Below are 19,091 nucleotides of genomic sequence, written 5' to 3'. Positions count from 1 at the left end.
TGTTTACCTACCGTGGCACGATGAGGAATATTTGGTCAATAATATTGTGTAAAAGGACTATTCAGTTTCAGAAAGAACCTGCTAGCTCCAGATTGTGTACAGAGGTAATACGCAATCGTCGTATGGAGCTTCAGCCGATTTTACGTGTCACAGTTTCAATCGCTCAATTTTATACCCTTGCTCCTGCAGGAGATTAAGAACGCCGTTTTCTCCCGGCAGATGCCCTGCCCCAACAGCGACAAATACTTGATCTGGAAAACCAGGATCTGTCAGCACCTCAATCCAATCATGGTTCCGCTTAGTCAGCATTTTTTCTTCCAAAAGAGCAAAATCCTCCTCCGCCCCTTCACCGCCCTGCTCGACCGAGGTTTTGCGCGAATATTCCCATAATAACGCGATATTTTGCGCCAGATATTGTGCTTTCAATGTGTACGATAAATCATCAGCGCTAAATGGCAGGTCCAATGATAAACGGATCATATCAAGTTGATCCTCTTGCGGTAAATCATCCAACATCGTCATCAGAGTGCGAAAATCCTCCAACGAACGGCTTGGGTTAGCCAGCTCTGCCGCATAATCGCCAATCAACGTGTCGATGCCACCCCCCTCCATTGCGCCATTGCGCGCCTCGCATGGACCGACACCCAGCATCATCGACGCCCAGAGCGGTTTAAATTTGGCCGCCATGAAAGACGGGATCGCGCGGTCGGACATCTGCGCGGAATAGTTCGCCCATTCCTCCTCGCTTAGCAGGTCAGCCAGAGTTGGCCCCTCAGTGATGAACATCATCGACGGATCACTGGCCATCTCTTGCCCCATCTGGGCTTGATCTGCGTTAGAGATCTCAAGATATACTGCCTCAGCCTCGGCGATCATCGGTTTCAGCGCCTCAAGATGCGCCTGTGTCTGCTCATGTGGGAAATGGTAGGTGCCAAAAATGGTAATCTCTTGCACGCCTTTTTTAGCTTTCCACAAGATCCCCTCGGGATACGGCGCGGTGGCGGCCAAACCTTCAAGCGCTTGCAATTCCTTAGCAGGCAATGCTGCGATCAGATCCATGCCGGTGCATTCGGCCTGTGCCAAAGCAAGATGAGGCGTTACAGCAAATAAAATAGCGGCAATCAAACGGTGCATAAACTCTATACCCTCAAGAGTGTCAGGACTGGCGACACATTATCGACGCCAGCCCGCCGTACAAGAGAGAATGCAAGGTATTCGTTTTCGTTTACTCTTCGGTCGCACCGCGATAACCCATCGCCACAACAAACTTCTCTGAGCTGTCAGAACGAGAGGATGGCGGTTTGACGTTCATGACCTTGGTGAAACGTTGCTTTAATAGGGCTTGCAAGCTGCCCTCGGCCCCACCTGCTAGTACCTTGGACACAAATGTACCACCTTCCTCTAGCACGTCAAACGCCATATAGGCTGCGGCTTCACAAAGCGCGATGATCCTAAGGTGGTCTGTCTGTTTGTGACCAGAGCTAGAGGCCGCCATATCCGACATCACTACATCAGCCTTGCCGCCTAGCCATTCTTTGACTTTTTCATCAGCATCGTCTTCCATGAAATCCAGTTGGTAGAATTCGCACCCGGCAAGTGGCTCGACTTCTTGCAGATCAATTCCCAGAATGGTGCCTTGTGGTTTTCCGGCGCTCTCGCCAAGGGCATTTACCCGTGGCACAGCAACCTGACACCAACCACCAGGGGCACAACCCAGATCCAGAATTCGGGCACCGGGTACAAGAAAGCCCAATTTATCGTCCAACTCCATAATCTTGAACGCTGCACGTCCGCGGTACCCTTCGGCCTGCGCGCGTTTGACGTAAGGATCATTCAACTGACGTTGCAACCAACGAGTTGAAGAAGATCGGCGCCCACGCGCCGTCTTAACCTTGACGGTCAGGTCCCGCTGGCCGCGTCCAGAGGTATTTTTTCCATCGGGCCGTTTTGCCATCAGTCTTCTCCGCCTTTCAAGACACCATCGCCTGCCATCATCGCATAGAGCATGCCTTCGCGCAGCCCCCGATCTGCGACAGACAGCCGATCAGTGGGCCAGCAGCGCAAAAGAGCCTGCAAGATCGCCGCACCTGACATAATCAGCGCCTGTCTGTCCAGCCCAATCCTTGGGTCACGTCGCCGCCCTTCCGGCCCTAAAGTCAGATAACTTTGAATAACTTTGTCAATTTCATCGCTGGTCATTTGCAATCCATCGACCCGGTTGCGGTCGTAGCGGCGCAGGTCCAGATGACTGGCGGCAACAGTCGTCACCGTGCCAGATGTACCAATAATTTGAAAACCTTCACGTTTTTGTTCATATTTATAGGGAGCAAATTCGGAAAGATTTTCCTCAAAGAACCAGCTCATGAGGGCAAAGCGCGCGCTATCATCCTCGACATCACGAAATTGATCACGCAGTGTTGCTACTCCAAGCGGTACGCTGATCCAATCGACGACCTTGGCGCCACCATTTGTACTGCCTCGTGCCGCAAATCCACCGTGCATTCCCATAATAGCCTTGGCACGTTCTTTTCTGGGTACCGCGGTCAGATCGATCCAGACCAATTCGGTCGACCCACCGCCAATATCCACGACCAACAGCTGATCGGTGTGCGAATGCACCAGCGGCGCACAGGATACGACAGCAAGCTGTGCTTCTTCCTGTGTTTCGATAATATCTAACACAAGCCCAGTTTCACGCTTCACCCGGGCCATGAATTGCGCACCGTTGCTGGCCCGTCGACAGGCCTCTGTCGCGACTAGCCTTTTGCGTTGAACATTGTGGCGCTTAAGTTTTTGCTGACACACGCGCAGGGCTTGGATCGTGCGATGAATCGAAGACCGTGACAGTCGACCAGTTTTTTCCAAACCGGTGCCCAACTGTACTGATTTAGAGAAACTATCCACGACTTTAAACTGGTTCCCCTGTGGGTGGGCAACCAGCATACGACAACTATTTGTCCCCAGATCCAACGCCGCATAAAGCGGCCCGGACTTAGGCGAGATCAGTGCGGGGCTCTCAACCTTGTTCGGGATCGCGCCCGCACTTTTGGGACGCTTGGGCGTCATAACGGCACGCCCTCCATTTCGAGTTACCTCAAGCTTAGGCATTCGATTTCGTTGGCGCAAGTGGCGACTTTCGCTTGCATCACAATGACCTCGGAAACTCGTGCTTTATTGACCGTGTGAAACGACATATGGTGCCGCAGAAGTCGCTGCTTGTTTAAGTTCTGTCGAAAAACGACGCCGAAAGTCAGCGCTCCTGCTCTAGAGAAGTGGGACCACTAAGAGGAATCATCAATGGTTGACGTCACAATCGTATATTGGCGCGATATTCCGGCACAGGTTATTGTCGGAAAAGGTCGCCGCGGAGCGAAAAAACAACTGCCTGAACGCTTTGAGCAAGCGATCGACCGCGCTGCAATGAAGATTGGTGCAGACGATAGCGATGCTTATCTTGCTGAATGGCGCAAAGCGGCCCCATACCCAATGGATGGTGACGCAAACGAAGTTGTCGAAGCCGAGGCCAATCGGATCGATGCGGAATATGATCGCGAGCGTATCAAGCAACTGATCGCCAACGATGGATGGGCTTAACCCCCTATTTATGACGGGAGGCCGTAATGGCTCTTTTAAACTTCAAGAAACGTGACAAAGCGGCCACTGTGCCAAACGAACAAGTTCACGCGTTTTTGCAGGATTACTCAATCGAAGTAATGCCGCGCACCGCAGAAAAAGTTGAAGATTTTCGTGATCTTCTGCCCGCAGGCACGCGGGTATATATTGCCCATATCGAAGGCACACCCATCGAAGAAATGGTTGCCACCGCCAAGCGCATTGCTGCCGAAGGCTTCCCTGTGATGCCGCACTTCCCTGCGCGGATCATCAAAGATCAGGCCACTCTGGCTGACTGGATTGCCCGTTACCAAGGCGAGGCCAATGTTGATCAGGCCCTGTTACTTGCTGGCGGCGTGGACAAACCTCATGGCGATTACCATTCCTCAATGCAGCTGCTGGAAAGCGGTGAATTCGACAAGGCGGGCTTTAAGCGCCTGCACGTTGCTGGCCACCCCGAGGGTAACAAAGATATCGATGCTGATGGATCGACCAAAAATGTTGACGATGCCCTGCGTTGGAAACAAAAGTTCAATGACACCACCGATGCTAAAATGGCACTGGCAACGCAATTTGCCTTTGATGCCAAGCCAATCATCGAATGGGCGAACTCGCTGAGCGAAGCTGGCATCACGATTCCGGTTCACATTGGTATCGCAGGCCCGGCCAAATTGCAGACTTTGATCAAATTCGCGATTGCCTGCGGCGTTGGGCCATCTTTGAAAGTTCTGCAAAAACGCGCTATGGACGTGACAAAGCTGCTATTGCCATACGAGCCCACGGACGTTCTGGCGGAACTGGCAGCCCACAAAGCGGCGAACCCGGACTTCAACATCACGAAAGTCCACTTCTTCCCGCTTGGTGGAATCAAGACAAACGCCAACTGGGCGATCGAAAACGGTGGCGAAGCTGCCAAACCTGTAAACGCGTCGTGAAGGACCGAAAATGACCCGCACTATTGTTGAAAGCAAGACCAAGACCGCTGTCATGGGCTTTGACGAGCCCTTTTGCGTCATCGGTGAACGAATTAACCCCACCGGTCGTAAAAAACTGGCAGCCGAGCTGGAAGCCGGCGATTTCTCAACCGTCGAAAGCGACGCGCTGGCACAAGTTGCCGCTGGCGCAACCATTCTCGATATTAACGCGGGCGTTGTCTACAACTCCAACCCCAACCCGAACGAGACAGAACCACCACTGATGACCAAAATCGTCGAGCTGGTTCAGGGCCTAGTTGATACACCTTTGTGCATTGACAGCTCGGTTCCCGGTGCACTTGAAGCTGGTTTGGCTGCAGCAGAGGGTCGTCCGCTGCTAAACTCAGTCACTGGTGAAGAAGACCGCCTTGAAATGGTTCTTCCTTTGGTCAAAAAGTACAATGTTCCAGTTGTTGCAATTTCCAACGATGACACGGGTATCTCAGAAGATCCCGATGTGCGTTTCGAAGTTGCTAAGAAAATTGTTCAGCGTGCCGCCGACTTTGGCATTCCAGCGCATGACATCGTTGTTGACCCATTGGTCATGCCAATCGGCGCGATGGGCACAGCGGGACTACAAGTGTTCACATTGGTACGACGCCTGCGTGAAGAACTAGGCGTGAACACCACCTGTGGTGCCTCGAACATTTCGTTCGGCCTGCCAAATCGTCACGGTATTAACAACGCATTCCTGCCAATGGCAATGGGCGCAGGCATGACTTCCGCGATCATGAACCCGATTGCCCTGCCCGTGAAGCAAGCGGAAATTGCAGCCAAGAAAGAAGCCGTTGCGGCAGCCGGCCTCATCCTGCCAGAAGACATGGATGATGAAACTTTCTGTCAGCTGTTTGGCCTTGGCTCGATGAAAGCCCGCTCGGGCAAGGAAATGGAAGCCATCCGCGCGGCTAACTTCCTGACCAACAACGACCCACATGGCGGCAACTGGATCAAGTTCAACAAGCCTCCTTCGGCCGATGGCGAAGACCGTCGCGGTGGTGGTGGTCGTCGCCGTCGTCGCGCCTAAATCACAGGTATACGCAAACCAAAAGCCCAGCCATTGTGCTGGGCTTTTTCGTTTCACAAACATATCCGCATTTAAAGCAGGCCTTTGTCCCGTGCCAGCATCGCCGCATGAGTCCGATTACGTGCGCCCAGTTTTCTAGACAATGTTTTCACATGCAGTTTTACTGTGACTTCCTGCACATCAAGGTCACGAGCAATTTCTTTGTTAGACTGTCCTTGAGCCAGCCCCAACAAAACATCTTTCTCTCGCGGGGTCAGTAATATTAGGTCAGAATCATCATCGTCGCTGTCCAATTCCTCTGGAGTATAGACATTCCCAGCCAAAATATGGCGAACAGCTCCAAGCAGCAAAGCAGGCGAAAGCGTTTTAGGTAAAAAACCGGCGGCCCCGGCCTTCATTGCGATACGAGCGATATCTCTCGGTGCGGTTCCAGAAAGAATTGCAATTGGACACATTGTTAAACGTTGCATTTTTGCCAAACCGGATAAGGCCTCCATACCCGGCATGGAATAATCTAATAAGATCAGGGAAAACGGCGCTTCCTGAGCATTGACGGTAATCGCATCTTCCAATGTTGGAGCACAAAAAACCTCAAAACCTCCGCTGGAGCGAAGGTATTCTGCGATGGTTCCACGCACCAAGTCGTGGTCATCTGCGATTAGAATTTTATGCATCATGGCCTCTCTTGCCCAAGGCATGACGTATTAATTTTTGGTGCAAACTATACAGGCTTGCACTACGCGGTATACAAAAAACCTTACGTCCTGACCAGATGGGATGTTAAAAATTGATTTGAAGGGTGTTTAATTTTGTCTATTCTCAACTCTTACGACCTGTTGCTATGTTAATAAACAATCACAGGATAATATTATGTTAAAACATGTTACAATTTCCATCCTGGCGTTGATTTTTTTTCTCTCGCCTGCGTCTTCCCTAAGTCAGGAAACGGAGGAAATACTTCTGACCATTCAGATCCAGACTGACGGCAACTCAAAAAACCGAACCATTGATTTCACCCGTGCGGACCTTATGGATTTCCCGGATACAACAGTAACCACTACGACCATATGGACAGACGGGGAACAGACCTTTACCGGTGTCCAGATACAAGCACTGCTGCAGCATCTCAACATTCAGTCTGCTCAGCTTGAACTCGTAGCAGAGAACGAGTACTCCATCGAAGTACCTGCCGCCGATTTTTATGAAGATACAGCAGTACTGGCCTATGCCCGCAATGGAGAAGTCATGACTTTGCGCGAAAATGGGCCTCTTTGGTTGGTGTATGATTATGATTCAGACGCAAAGTACCGTACCGAGTTTTATTATCTGCGCAGCATATGGCAGTTGACAAAAATTATGGTTAAACCTTATTAGATTTAATGTCTAAATCATTGAATTACATATTAAAAGATATAATTTTGTATCTTGCGTCTTTACGCAGTCACATCCTGGTTTTTGGCATGTTTTCTGTAATCTTCTTTATTGCAACGATCGCAATGACCGCACAAGTTTTTCTACAATTCGACAAATACCGTACAACGGTCAATGACAACTTGCGTTGGTCCTTGACGCAGATGGAGCGGGATCATTTGCAATTCATTCTAGCATTGGAGCGCGTTGAGCCAAACGACGACAGCAGTATTGATCATGCCAGGCTAAGATATGATATTTTATACAGCCGCATCATCGGCGTAAAAGATGGTGGTACATTTAATAGTGCCTTTTCCGATACTGAACCGCGAACCCACTTACGAAAGATCGTAGACACACTCAGTGAAGCCTTACCGCATATTGACGCGGATAATCAAATGCTTGCGGAGCACACCCAAGATCTGCTGGCCGCTTTCAATCAACTTACTCCCTTGATGCGTAGCCTCTCTATTGAGAGCATCAAAGCCGAAGCCAAACACGTCGCGCAAGAGCGCACAATATTGGCCAACCGGTTGCGGCAACTGGCGGTACTAAGCTTAGTATTGCTATCCGTTTTACTCGCGCTTTTGTCTTTCTTATGGCGAAGTGACCGCATTCACCGAAAACAAGCTTTGGAAAACCTCATTATTCTCAATAGACTAAAGACCATACTTGACACGTCACTGGATGCGGCATTGGTCGTCAAACAAGATGGTACACTGTTTGAAACCAATCTTACTGCGACCAAGCTACTTGATTTCAAAACAGGTCAGAACAATACGCCCACAAACATTCAAGACATTCTGTTTCGGCGCGATCATGATCAAAACCTACAGCCCATCGCAGCTCAAGACCTGTTCACTGCCTGTGCAGTTAACCCAATCCATAGTACTGACCTCAGTGCTAAAACCGCTAGCGGTAGCAGTTTCCCGGTTGAGCTTTCAGCCAAGATCACCGCGACAGAAGATGACACGGTTTGCGTATGTTTCTTACGTGATATTTCTCGCCGTTTACAAGCTGAAGCGCATGTCGCTCATGCGCGCGACAAAGCTCTTGCAGGGGAACGTGCTAAAGCACGTTTTCTTGCGATTATGAGCCATGAAATGAGAACGCCGCTACAAGGGATATTCGGCACGCTAGATTTGCTGGAAGACACCCCACTGAATGATGAGCAGGAACGCCATCTTGGCATCTTGCAAACCTCAAGCAACCTGTTGCTCAATCAAGTCAATGACGCTGTGGAAATGCTACGCACTGGGGAAACCAATGTGCTGGCAAAAAATGAAACGCATTTCAATCTTGAAGAAATGTTGTCTGAACTGGTCCTTACCGCGACACCTGTGACACTAGATAATAACAGTGAAATAAAGAATATATCATCAAATCAATCAATTGGCATTGTAAAAGGAGATCAAGACAAACTACGTCAGGTTCTGTTGAACCTCATATCCAACGCTGCAAAGTTTACGATAAATGGCACGATCACGGTGGAGGCTGCACGCATTGGCAAAGCGGAAGGCGATCTTGTTGAAATTCAGGTGACCGATTCAGGTATCGGAATCGACGTTGGGGACATTGATCGCATCTTTGATGAATATGTCCGCCTAAATGATCAAAATCAAGACACCCCAGATGGCAGTGGCCTTGGCTTGAGCATCACGAAACAATTGGTCCAACTCATGGGGGGCGTTATTGGAGTCGAAAGTGAACCTGGGGAAGGCAGCGTATTTTGGGTGCAACTACCTCTTCCGGCTGTTCCCCAAAATGTTGAACTCAGTCAAACTGATGCGCCCACACGCCACATTGCCGCCTCGGCACCACAGAAAATTCTTTTGGTAGAAGACAATGTCAGCAGCCGTATGGTTCTTGAACAAATGCTTAGCAACGATGGTCATGACGTTCAGTCTGTCACTGACGGTGAAACAGCAATTTCCTTTGCGTCGAAACAGGTATTTGATCTTATTTTTATGGACATCAATTTGCCCGGAATGAGTGGAACCGAAACAGCTGCAGCCATCAGACAAAGCCTCACCGCGTCAGAAAGCACAAGAATTGTCTTTCTAACAGCCCATGCTGCATTGGCGTCCCAAACAGCTGCCGAACGCGACAATAAGGAAGAAATCTATACCAAACCTTTGCGCAAAGGCGATCTTCGTATGTTAGTGGCCAACAGCAATCCCAAAATACAGGTCGGCGGCCCAAAACCAAACATGGATTTTGATACGCAAACATTCCATCAATTTCGCGCGTCCATTAATAACAAAGAATTAGACGAGTTGCTGAACAAGTTCCGGGACGAAGGTGATGCATTAACCACCCAATTGCAGAATTTTGAGGGGCAAAGCGCGCAAGACTTAACCAATACGATCCATAAGCTGGCCGGCTCCTGTGCTACCTTTGGCGCAAATACTATGCAATCTATTCTTAATCGGGCGGAAACGGCTGTGACGGAAAACGATCTTGATACAGCCTATCAGGAATTGCGTACCCTCCCGAAGGCTTGGCAGTTAGCTTGCGCAGCGATGGATACATTGAAAAATCGTGACCAAGTCTAATAGTCTGGCTTTCGGCGTTAAAATCTTCGTGTTAGCCATAAGGAATGAAAAAAACCCGCCTCAGCCTTAAGTGGCTTGAAATCTTTCTGTTGATTACTCGGCACGGCTCGCTTCAGGCAGCGTCGGAAGAGGCAGGTCTTTCTATCAGCACCGTATCCCATCACTTGCGCAGTCTGGAAGATGAGCTTGGCGTACAGCTGTTTGATCACAAACGTCGCCCTATCCGTTTGACCTCCGAAGGCAGCATTTTTCAACGCAACATCAGCGAAGCGATGCGCCTGATCCATAAGGCCGAAACTGAGGCCACAACAGAAAATGTTTCACAGACACGGAACCTAAAGCTGGCATTAATCGAGGATTTTGACAGTGAGATCACACCGGAACTGGCCCGAAGCCTGATCGACAGCATGCCAAATTGTCGGTTCCAGCACCTAACACGACCCAGCCATGATATTTTGGAACTGCTCAAGAACAACGATATCGATATCGGCGTAGCCACCCGTCCGCAATTTCCTCAACCAGACTTGAATGAAATACCATTGTTACGCGATCCCTTCGTGATGATTTTGCCCGCAACAAATGATACCCCGCCTGAACGCCTGTTGGACGATCCCAGCACCCTGCCCTTACTGCGCTACAATCAAAACCAGATCATCGGTACGCAGATTGAAACGCAGCTGCGTCGCTTGCGTATTTCACAACCAGTGCAGTTTGAATTCGACAGCAATCAAACTCTGATGAACATGGTGGCTGAAGGTCATGGTTGGGCGATCACAACACCAACAAACTTTATGCGTGCAAGACGATTTCACCGCCAGATCAAACTGGTGCCGTTTCCGGGCAAAGAGTTCGCACGTTTCATTTCTGTTTTCACGACCGACCTGTGTGCTCCGCAAATTCTGACAGCGATTAATCAAACATTGCGAAATCTTATTCAATCGCACTCGATTTCACCAATGACCCAGAAATTCCCATGGCTGCGGGATCAATTCAACCTGATGCCAGACGATACTGACCTTACAAAATCTTGAACTTTTCCCTAATCTTCGCGTCTTGCTCAGCTGACAGATACTGTGGCTGATAATCCGATAGGATGGCTTTCGCTTTTGCATTGGCTTGCTGCCAGACATCTAACGCACCGTTCTCCTGCCAGGTTCTTGGATTGTCACGATCAGCAAGGCTTGGGTAGAAATAGTCTCTCTCCATTGCCTCAAATGTATGCGTGCCGCCTAGGAAATGCCCCTCCCCCAGAACCGCATGGCAAATAGCGTCAAACCCAAGGTTTTCCTCGGTCACTTCTATCCCGCGCAGCATCCGGTAGGTGCTGGAATGCATTTCGTCATCCAAAATGAACGCCTCAAAACTGGCCCCCAATAGCGACGCTGTCATGCCCGAGGATTCGTAGATCAGATTGCCCCCCGCCAAAGCTGCCGCCACTGATGTCATCGCCTTTTCTGCCCCGTACTGGGCATCGATTGCCTTGGCATCTGTCATGGAGGCCGCCACACCAGACGGTAACCCCAACCAGTTGCTCAGCTGTGCTGATGCCGCGTTGAGAACGGAAATCTCGCCACCGCCCCCCGCAAAGGCACCAGTGCGCAAATCAATTACCAGCGGCCAGTTCGAAAACACCATCGGATGACCCGGTTTGATCGCATTGACCATCACCAGACTGGCCAGTGTTTCGGCCAGTGACTGTGCTAGAAACCCAGCCAACGTAGCAGGTGCCGTTGCCCCGGCTTGTGCAGCAGTGATGCACGATAATGGTATATTGTGTTTGATACATTCAAACGTCACATCCACTGCGTCTTCTCCATACCGCATGGGTGAAATTACCGGGCTTATGTGAACTTTCAAAAACGGCTTACGAGAGAATTCTCCCGGACCACCAGCCACTATGTCAAACATCTCGACGATCGGCTCGACGTGTTCGGCCAAGGTAAATGCTGTCGCCACAGGTTTGGTCGTGTTTTTCATCAACGCATAGGCGGTGTTCACATCCAAATCGTAAGGGTCTGCAACATCTGTCGCGATACAGCACCGGGTGAACCAGCTTACATTGTTCAAAGTATCCTGTAGCCGGGTAAAATCGTGCAAGTCTTTCAACGTGGATTCGCGATACAGTCCGGTCTCAAGATCCAGCGCCTGAACAGCGGCGCCCCCAGTTCCAAAATGTACAGATTTGCCACCCACCTCGATGGATCGCGCATCGTCACGCCCATGTAACGTGAATGTCTTTGCCGCCTTGCCCATCATCTCTTCGACCATCGTGCGTGGGAAACTATAGCGTTCGCCGGGAATGGCTTTGGCTCCGGCTTCGGTCAGGATTTTGGCCAAATTGTCAGGCACCTCACCCATGCCCAACTCCTCGAGCAGACGCAGGGCTGTCTCATAGATTGATGAAAGTTCAGCCTCTGTCAGTGGTTGATACATGCCACCTAGCTGCCCCGGAGGGGCCGGGTTGACCTTTGGCGGGGCCGCACTTTTGGCAAGTCTCTTCCGACGGCCGGATCTGCGTGCTTTTTGCCCAACGTCTTCGGTCATCCGAGCCTCTTTTGCCAAGTGATGTGAATTTACTTATCCTGTTATGGACCGCCAACGTGCCTTATCCGCAAGTAACTTCTCTCTATTTCTATTTTTTCGAATTCCCCATACGAAAATATAAGAAGCACCCAGATCACAATTGACCATTGAGCCATAAACCACGCCATTACAGGAAAATCTTTATTCCCGGAGATCACCATGAAAACGCAGACCCGTTGTGTTGTAATTGGCGGCGGCATTGCCGGCTGCTCGACCCTTTATCACCTCACTCAGGAAGGCTGGGCAGATGTTGTCCTGGTAGAACGAGATGAGCTGACCAGCGGCACAACATGGCATTCAGCAGCTCAGGTGACCAACTTTGGCATGAACCAGACCATGGTTGGGCTCAAGACGCATTCGATCAATTTGTACAAAGAGCTGGCCGATGATCCGGAATATCCGATCAACTACCACCATGCCGATGGCGGCATTCGCCTTGCCAATACCGAGGCACAGATGGAAGGCTATCGTCACTTTTCATCGATGGCCCGCGGCATGGATGTGGAATTTGAAGTGATTGATGCACAAGAATGCGCTCGCCGTCATCCGTTAATTTCAACCGAAAATCTTATTGGTGGGCTGTGGGATGGGCAGGATGGCGATATCGACCCGGCGCAGCTGTGTCAGGCTCTGGCTCGACGCGCCCGAAAGGCTGGAGCTGAGGTATACCGTAATACCCCTGTGACCGGGTTGACCCAACACAAAGACGACAGCTGGACCGTGCATACCGAACACGGTGATATTGATTGTGAGGTTGTGGTCAACGCCTGCGGTTATCGCGTGAATGAAGTGGGTGCGATGATGGGTGTGCACCACCCCGTCATGTCGATGGAACACCAGTATTTCCTGACCGAGGAAATCCCCGCTATCAAAGAAGCAGGTCATCGTATGCCGCTGCTACGTTGCCCTATCTCAGATTATTACTCGCGACAGGAAAAAAACGGCCTGCTGGTCGGATTTTATGAACAAGGTTGTAAAACATGGGGCATGGACGGAATCGACCCCAACTTTGTCAACGCGCTTTGCCCTGATGATCTTGACCGCATTACAGATGTGCTCGAAGGCGCGTTCGAGCGAATGCCTGCCCTGATGGAGGTTGGGATTCACACCGTTGTGAACGGCCCAATCACCTATACGATCGACGGTGCCCCCTTGGTTGGTCCCATCCCCGGAAAACGGAATGCTTTTTGTATCATCGGCCTGCGCGCAGGCTTGGGTGAAGGTGGTGGTCATGGTTGGCTTTTGGCCCAGCAGATCGTGCACGGCGAGGCATGTTATGACACTTGGTGCCTTGATCCGCGACGTTTCACCGGTCACACCAATGTGGAATTAACGGCACTGAAAGCCATCGAAGATTACCAAAACGAATTCCGCTTTCATTTCCCCAATGAACATCGCCCTGCAGGCCGTTATGCCAAAACAACTCCGCTCACTCCGGTTCTGGAGGCTGAAAACGCAGAGTTCACAGTCGTCAATGGCTGGGAACGGGCTGAGTATTTCAAGCCGTCACCAGATTTCCACGTAACGCATTCTTTCAAATTTGATGAAGCCCACGACATTGTCAGCACCGAGGTCAAAGCTGTGCAGACAGCGGTTGGTTTGGCTGAGGTTAACGGATTCAACCGCATTGAGATTACAGGTTCCGATCGCCACAGATTCCTTGATCGCATGATTTGCGGTGCGGTAACCAAACGCGACGGTCGAGTTGGGCTCGGATACCTCTTGAACCATCATGGAATGATCAAGGGAGAGGCCACAGTTGCCAATATTCCTGCCTCGGATCGTGGACCAGACAGAGTCTGGTATGGTTCTGCTGCTGCATCAGAATTCCACGACATGGATTGGCTCAACCAACACCTACGCGATGACGAAGATGTACAAATCAAGTCGCTGACCAACGATCAAACCATTCTGGTGCTTGCAGGACCGAACTCCCGTGATGTTTTGTCAGAAGTCTCTCGCATTGATTGGTCCAAGGACGCATTTCCATGGCTATCGGTGCGCGAGTGTTTCATCGGCTTTGCCCCCGCCACAGTCATGGCAGTCAGCTTCTCAGGTGAGCTAGCCTATGAAATCCATGTTCCCAACGCCAATCTCTATTCCGCCTATCGTGCCTTGCGCGACGCAGGTAAGGCGCATGGCATGACACTCTTTGGGGCCCGCGCTGTTGAATCGATGCGCATGGAAAAAGGCTTCCTGCATTGGAAGGCAGATCTAATCACGGAATTCGACCCCTTTGAGACCGGACTTGATCGCTTTGTGAAGCTTGATAAGGATTTCATCGGCAAAGAGGCACTACTGAAGCGTCGCGAATCTAGTCCAAATCGCAAGCTGGTCACGCTCAAAGTTGATTGCGCTGACGCGGCAGCGCATGGTGGGGCCTCTGTCATTCAGGGTAGTAAGATCATTGGCACTGTGACATCTGGTGACTGGGGCCACAGAACGGACCTCAATCTGGCCTATGCATTTGTTGATCCAGATCAAAGTAACGACGGCACAGCAGCAGTGATCGATATCCTTGGCGATCTTGTGCCCTGCACTGTGATACCTCCGGCGCCCTATGATCCTGATATGAGCCTACCACGCGGCTGATTGCCTCACAGGTATGTGAGCCTATGAAAGGATGGCAGCCCCAAACAGGGAGTTGCCATTCCCTCGGCTTGCTTTACCTTTCTGGCGACTCGAAGAAAACCGGCCCTGTCGCCGGATATTGTGGGGTATCTGCGTGCCAGTCTGGAAACAAATTCTTATCCTGTGCCTTCTGGCAGCTGCGGGTTATGGTGGATACAGCTATTTTCGTCATCAATCTGCCTCGCCAGAAACGGCAACAACACAACGCATCAGCCGTCCTATTCTGGTTGAAACAGCCAAAGCTGAACCTCAAAAACTGACCCAAAGCGTCGAGGCGGTTGGCACCACTCGTGCGCTCCGCTCAATCGCAATCGTGCCATTGTCCAGCGGTCGGCTCGTGTCGCTTGAAATCACACCGGGGCAAACCGTGGCGCAAGGCGACATACTTGCCCGGCTGGATGATGCAATTGAACAGGCTGACCGGGCTGAAGCCCACGCCCGCTTGACCGAGCAGCAGCAAATTCTCAAACGTGTTGAACAGCTCCGGCTGACAAACGCCGTTTCGCAGGCGTCCCTTGATGAGGTAACTGCCCGTCTCGCAGAGGCGCGTGCACAGCTTGACCGGATGGAGCAACAGCTGGAAGACCGCACCATTCGTGCACCCTTTGCCGGTGTTGTGGGGTTGAACGAAATTGATCTGGGTGCGCGTGTCGACGAAGGTGAAACCCTCACACGACTTGATGATCTATCACAGGTCGTGGTGGAATTTTCCTTACCTGAAACGTTGTTTGCAACAATCTCTATCGGTCAGTCCATTAGCGCGCGCTCAGCTGCTTTTCCCGGCCGAACGTTTTTTGGAACAGTTTCCGCCATTGACACACGGATCGACCCGACCAGCCGCGCCTTTCGCGCGCGTGCCACTGTTCCAAACCCCGATGGAATCCTGCCCGCTGGTATGTTCATGTCATTGACCCTGATATTGTCAGAGTATGACGCATTAGTCGTGCCTGAGGAGGCGATCATATTTGAAGCCGCCTCAACTTATGTCTTTATAATCAAAGACGACATGGCCCAACGTCGCGCCGTAACAACAGGTCAGCGACACAACGGTATCGTCGCAATCAATGAGGGTTTACAACAGGGAGACGAGGTGGTCATTCGCGGATTAAAGCGTGTTCGCGACGGCAGTCAAATTACCCGCGCTGTGCCCAGCTCCGATGATGACACCCAAACGGACAACGGTTCATGACCCTATCTGACATCGCTGTTCGCCGCCCTGTTCTGGCCGCTGTCGCAAGCCTGTTGATCATCGTTTTTGGTATTGCCGCGGTGCAATCCATTCCAATCCGCGAATTACCTGACATCGATAACTCTGTTGTAACGATCCAGACCACCTATACCGGCGCCGCTGCTGAGGTCGTGGACACTGATATTACCGAAACGATTGAGGGCGCAGTATCTGCCATCACAGGTTTACGTTCTATCAGTTCCGAAAGTCGTCAGGGGCGCAGCAGCGTCACTCTTGAATTCAATGTTGGACGCGATATTGATCAGGCATCAAATGATGTCCGTGACGCCGTTGGTCGTGTACGCGGGCAGCTGCCAGAAGAAGCCGATGAACCGCAGGTAATCAAAAGCGATGCCGACGCAGACCCGGTGATGCGTCTAGCGGTTACGTCGTCACGCATGACCACCGCCGAAATCACCGATTACATGGATCGGTTTATCTCCGATCGAATTTCAACGATTGATGGCGTGGCTAATGTCAGAATTTATGGTGATCGGCCTTTTGCTGTGCGCATTTGGTTGGATCGGCGGGCCTTGGCAGCACGAAAATTAACTGTCTCAGATGTAGAGGCCGCCCTGCGCCGCAACAATCTTGAACTGCCCGCCGGCGAGCTTGAATCGCAAAACCGCCAACTAACCGTGCGGTTAAACAGCCGCCTGAACGCGGTTGATGATTTTCGCAACATCGTAATTGACCGTATCGTTGGCTATCCTGTCCGATTGGGCGATGTCGCGGTGGTAGAACCCGGCGTGACAGACGACACAACAATTGTGCGTGCAAATGGGGCAGATGCCGTCGGCATGGCCGTTCTAAGACAAAGCCAATCCAATACCTTGGCCATCTCAAAGGCCGTGCGCGCCGAAATTAACCGGCTTAGGCCAACCCTGCCAGAAGGTATGGAAATCATTGTTGGATCTGACGACGCTCTGTTTGTTGGTGCATCAATTCGAGAAGTTCTCACCGCACTGATGATTTCACTTGGTTTGGTCATTTTGGTGATTTTGCTATTCCTGCGCAGCGTGCGGATTACGCTCATTCCTGCAATAACCATTCCGATCTCATTGATCGGGTGTTTCATCTTTATCAATACTATGGGCTTTTCGCTCAACACCCTGACATTGTTGGCTTTGTTGCTGGCCATTGGCTTGGTCGTGGATGACGCGATTGTGGTGCTAGAAAATATCCAGCGCCGGATTGAACGTGGCGATACCCCGATTGTTGCCAGCCTACGAGGTGCCCGGCAGGTCACCTTTGCCGTCATCGCCACCACGGTTACGTTAGCCGCTGTTTTTGTACCTTTATCTTTTATGCCCGGTCAGGTCGGCCGACTGTTTGTTGAATTTGGCTGGGTTCTGGCGGCAACGGTGATTATTTCCACATTTGTGGCGCTGACCGCCTGCCCGGCTCTGGCCTCCAAGCTACTACGCGCCCGTAAATCACCTGCTAAATTGGATTCTGAGCTTGAAAAGTCAACCATCGAACGCGGCTACGAAGCCCTCCTGAAACGTGCACTCGGAATGCCCTTGGTTGTTCTGGCGCTCTCTGCGGCACTTTGTTCTGGGGCATTTTTGGTTTATGAGACCCTGCCACGTGAGTTGACCCCGAAAGAAGATCGCGGCGTGGGCTTTATTCCCCTTACCGCACCCGCGGGCAGTACAGTAAGCCATACCGATACGGCAGCCCGCCAAGTCGAAGATATTCTTGCACCGATGCGCGCAGAAGGCCTTCTTGAGACAGTCTACACCTTTACAGGATGGGGCAATCGGGCGTGGCGTTCGTTTGTCGTGTTCCGGCTATCTCCATGGGAGGACCGCGATGCAACGGTGTCAGACGTGATTGGCCGGATCATGCCGCAGATGGGCAAGATCACCATTGCGCGCGGCTTCCCCGTAGCTCCTGCAGGACTTGGCCTGCGCGGAAGTTCATCTCCCGTGCGGCTTGTGGTTGGCGGACCAGACTTTGAGAGTGTAAAAAACTGGGCAACTGAGTTACTGGAGGCATCGGAAAACATCCCCGGTCTGGTCAATCCCGAAATCAATTTTGAGCAAAACCTGCCACAGCTTGATATCAGCATCGACCGGGCACGAGCGGATGATTTAGGCATAACGGTCGAAACCATCGCCAGCACCTTGCAAACCTTTCTTGCATCACGCGAGGTAACAGGTTTTGTCAGCCGTGGTCGTGAATATCCAGTTTTGCTTCAAGCCAAAGCAGATGACCGTGATAATCCATCCGATATTAACAATATTTTTGTGCGGGCTGGAAATGGCGAAACGCTGGTACCGCTTGGCGCGCTGGTCACCCTGACGGAAAACGCCGCTGCTCCTTCCTTGCGCCGGTTTGATCGCTTGCCGTCAGTGCAGCTGTCTGGCGCATTGGCTCCGGGGTACAATCTGGGTGAAGTACTGGCATCTGTCGAGGTTCTTGCACAAGATATTCTGCCAACCGAGGCGAAACTGGGATTCGAGGGGCAATCTCGTACATTTAAAGACACCACATCAGGCACATCCTTGATTTTTGCGCTGTCGGTACTGATTGTGTTTTTGGTGCTTGCCGCACAGTTTGAAAGCTTCATTCACCCCATCACTATCATGTTAACGGTGCCTGCAGGTCTGGCTGGGGCAATCTATGCGATGGGCATTTCTGGGCTATCACTCAATATCTACAGCCAGATCGGGATCATTTTGCTGACCGGCATGGTAGCCAAAAACGGTATTCTGATTGTCGAGTTTGCCAACCAACTGCGCGATACCGGCCTGAACACTCGCGATGCAGTTTTACAGGCTTCCATTCAGCGTCTGCGTCCAATTGTGATGACCGTGTTGTCAACCATTCTTGGCGCCTTGCCATTGGTTTTGGCCAGCGGCGCTGGGGCCGAAAGCCGAATTGCGATTGGCACCGTTATCGTAGCTGGTTTGGCAATGGCATCGGCGTTGATGTTAGTAGTGACCCCAGTTCTTTACGATCTACTGGCCCGTTTCACCCGCCCACAAGCCGAACGTGACGCCGACATCGCACGGGGCATGCCGCAGCCGTAAGTTTAATCTATAAGACGACAACGCCACAATAATATA

General features: G+C 51.3%; 14 protein-coding genes. 9 read left to right on the top strand and 5 right to left on the bottom strand.

Annotation, left to right across the window (positions count from 1 at the left end; genetic code table 11):
• Positions 1-147: 147 nt before the first annotated feature.
• The 3 genes from D9A02_RS11820 to D9A02_RS11810 all read right to left on the bottom strand — a co-directional run bounded on the left by D9A02_RS11820 (position 148) and on the right by D9A02_RS11810 (position 3,066).
• Positions 148-1,134: a TraB/GumN family protein gene (locus D9A02_RS11820; protein ID WP_120501152.1), complete on the bottom strand. Its 987-nt coding sequence runs from the start codon at positions 1,132-1,134 to the stop codon at positions 148-150.
• A gap of 91 nt (positions 1,135-1,225) precedes the next feature.
• Positions 1,226-1,954 carry an RlmE family RNA methyltransferase gene (locus tag D9A02_RS11815; RefSeq protein ID WP_120501151.1) on the bottom strand — a complete coding sequence of 243 codons (729 nt, stop codon included), beginning with the start codon at positions 1,952-1,954 and terminating at the stop codon, positions 1,226-1,228.
• Positions 1,954-3,066 carry a Ppx/GppA phosphatase family protein gene (locus tag D9A02_RS11810; RefSeq protein WP_120501150.1) on the bottom strand — a complete coding sequence of 371 codons (1,113 nt, stop codon included), beginning with the start codon at positions 3,064-3,066 and terminating at the stop codon, positions 1,954-1,956. Before D9A02_RS11810 ends, D9A02_RS11815 begins: the two co-directional genes overlap by 1 nt.
• A 231-nt stretch (positions 3,067-3,297) precedes the next feature.
• Between D9A02_RS11810 and D9A02_RS11805 the strand changes: the two genes are divergently transcribed.
• Genes D9A02_RS11805 through D9A02_RS11795 form a run of 3 tightly spaced genes read left to right on the top strand, consistent with a single transcriptional unit; the run spans position 3,298 to position 5,610 of the window.
• Positions 3,298-3,594 (top strand): virulence factor, encoded by a 297-nt coding sequence (locus D9A02_RS11805; RefSeq protein ID WP_120501149.1) that lies wholly within the window; start codon positions 3,298-3,300, stop codon positions 3,592-3,594.
• Positions 3,595-3,620: 26 nt separating this feature from the next.
• The gene (locus D9A02_RS11800; RefSeq protein WP_120501148.1) at positions 3,621-4,547 is read left to right on the top strand and encodes a methylenetetrahydrofolate reductase; all 927 of its coding nucleotides are present in this window, start codon (positions 3,621-3,623) and stop codon (positions 4,545-4,547) included.
• A gap of 10 nt (positions 4,548-4,557) precedes the next feature.
• The gene (locus D9A02_RS11795; RefSeq protein WP_120501147.1) at positions 4,558-5,610 is read left to right on the top strand and encodes a methyltetrahydrofolate cobalamin methyltransferase; all 1,053 of its coding nucleotides are present in this window, start codon (positions 4,558-4,560) and stop codon (positions 5,608-5,610) included.
• 71 nt (positions 5,611-5,681) lie between these two features.
• Here D9A02_RS11795 and D9A02_RS11790 read toward each other — a convergent pair whose 3' ends face one another.
• A complete protein-coding gene (locus D9A02_RS11790; RefSeq protein ID WP_120502512.1) occupies positions 5,682-6,284 on the bottom strand; it encodes a response regulator transcription factor in 603 nt (200 codons plus the stop codon).
• Between the two features lie 196 nt (positions 6,285-6,480).
• Here D9A02_RS11790 and D9A02_RS11785 point away from each other — a divergent pair, with 196 nt between their 5' ends.
• The 3 genes from D9A02_RS11785 to D9A02_RS11775 are packed head-to-tail and all read left to right on the top strand — an operon-like array spanning position 6,481 to position 10,606.
• Positions 6,481-6,984 (top strand): molybdopterin-dependent oxidoreductase, encoded by a 504-nt coding sequence (locus tag D9A02_RS11785; RefSeq protein WP_120501146.1) that lies wholly within the window; start codon positions 6,481-6,483, stop codon positions 6,982-6,984.
• 5 nt (positions 6,985-6,989) lie between these two features.
• Positions 6,990-9,575: an ATP-binding protein gene (locus D9A02_RS11780; RefSeq protein WP_120501145.1), complete on the top strand. Its 2,586-nt coding sequence runs from the start codon at positions 6,990-6,992 to the stop codon at positions 9,573-9,575.
• A gap of 44 nt (positions 9,576-9,619) precedes the next feature.
• Positions 9,620-10,606 carry a LysR family transcriptional regulator gene (locus tag D9A02_RS11775; protein WP_120501144.1) on the top strand — a complete coding sequence of 329 codons (987 nt, stop codon included), beginning with the start codon at positions 9,620-9,622 and terminating at the stop codon, positions 10,604-10,606.
• On the opposite strand, the gene D9A02_RS11770 is transcribed toward D9A02_RS11775, so the two are convergent.
• Positions 10,593-12,119, bottom strand: a complete 1,527-nt coding sequence (locus D9A02_RS11770) for a trimethylamine methyltransferase family protein (RefSeq protein WP_120501143.1) — start codon at positions 12,117-12,119, stop codon at positions 10,593-10,595. The genes D9A02_RS11775 and D9A02_RS11770 overlap by 14 nt on opposite strands.
• A gap of 198 nt (positions 12,120-12,317) precedes the next feature.
• On the opposite strand from D9A02_RS11770, the gene D9A02_RS11765 reads away from it, so the two are divergent.
• The 3 genes from D9A02_RS11765 (at position 12,318) to D9A02_RS11755 (ending at position 19,055) form a co-directional block, all read left to right on the top strand.
• Entirely contained in the window at positions 12,318-14,750 is a 2,433-nt protein-coding gene (locus tag D9A02_RS11765; protein WP_120501142.1) for an FAD-dependent oxidoreductase, read from the top strand.
• A 133-nt stretch (positions 14,751-14,883) separates the two neighbouring features.
• Positions 14,884-15,978, top strand: a complete 1,095-nt coding sequence (locus tag D9A02_RS11760) for an efflux RND transporter periplasmic adaptor subunit (RefSeq protein ID WP_162933047.1) — start codon at positions 14,884-14,886, stop codon at positions 15,976-15,978.
• Entirely contained in the window at positions 15,975-19,055 is a 3,081-nt protein-coding gene (locus tag D9A02_RS11755) for an efflux RND transporter permease subunit (protein WP_120501140.1), read from the top strand. Before D9A02_RS11760 ends, D9A02_RS11755 begins: the two co-directional genes overlap by 4 nt.
• The last annotated feature ends 36 nt before the right edge of the window (positions 19,056-19,091 follow it).

The sequence above is a fragment of the Roseovarius sp. EL26 genome (genome assembly GCF_900327775.1).
Classification (GTDB): Bacteria; Pseudomonadota; Alphaproteobacteria; order Rhodobacterales; family Rhodobacteraceae; genus Roseovarius.
The sequence above is the reverse complement of the archived record's forward strand: the minus strand, read 5'-3'. Positions and strand labels throughout refer to the sequence as shown.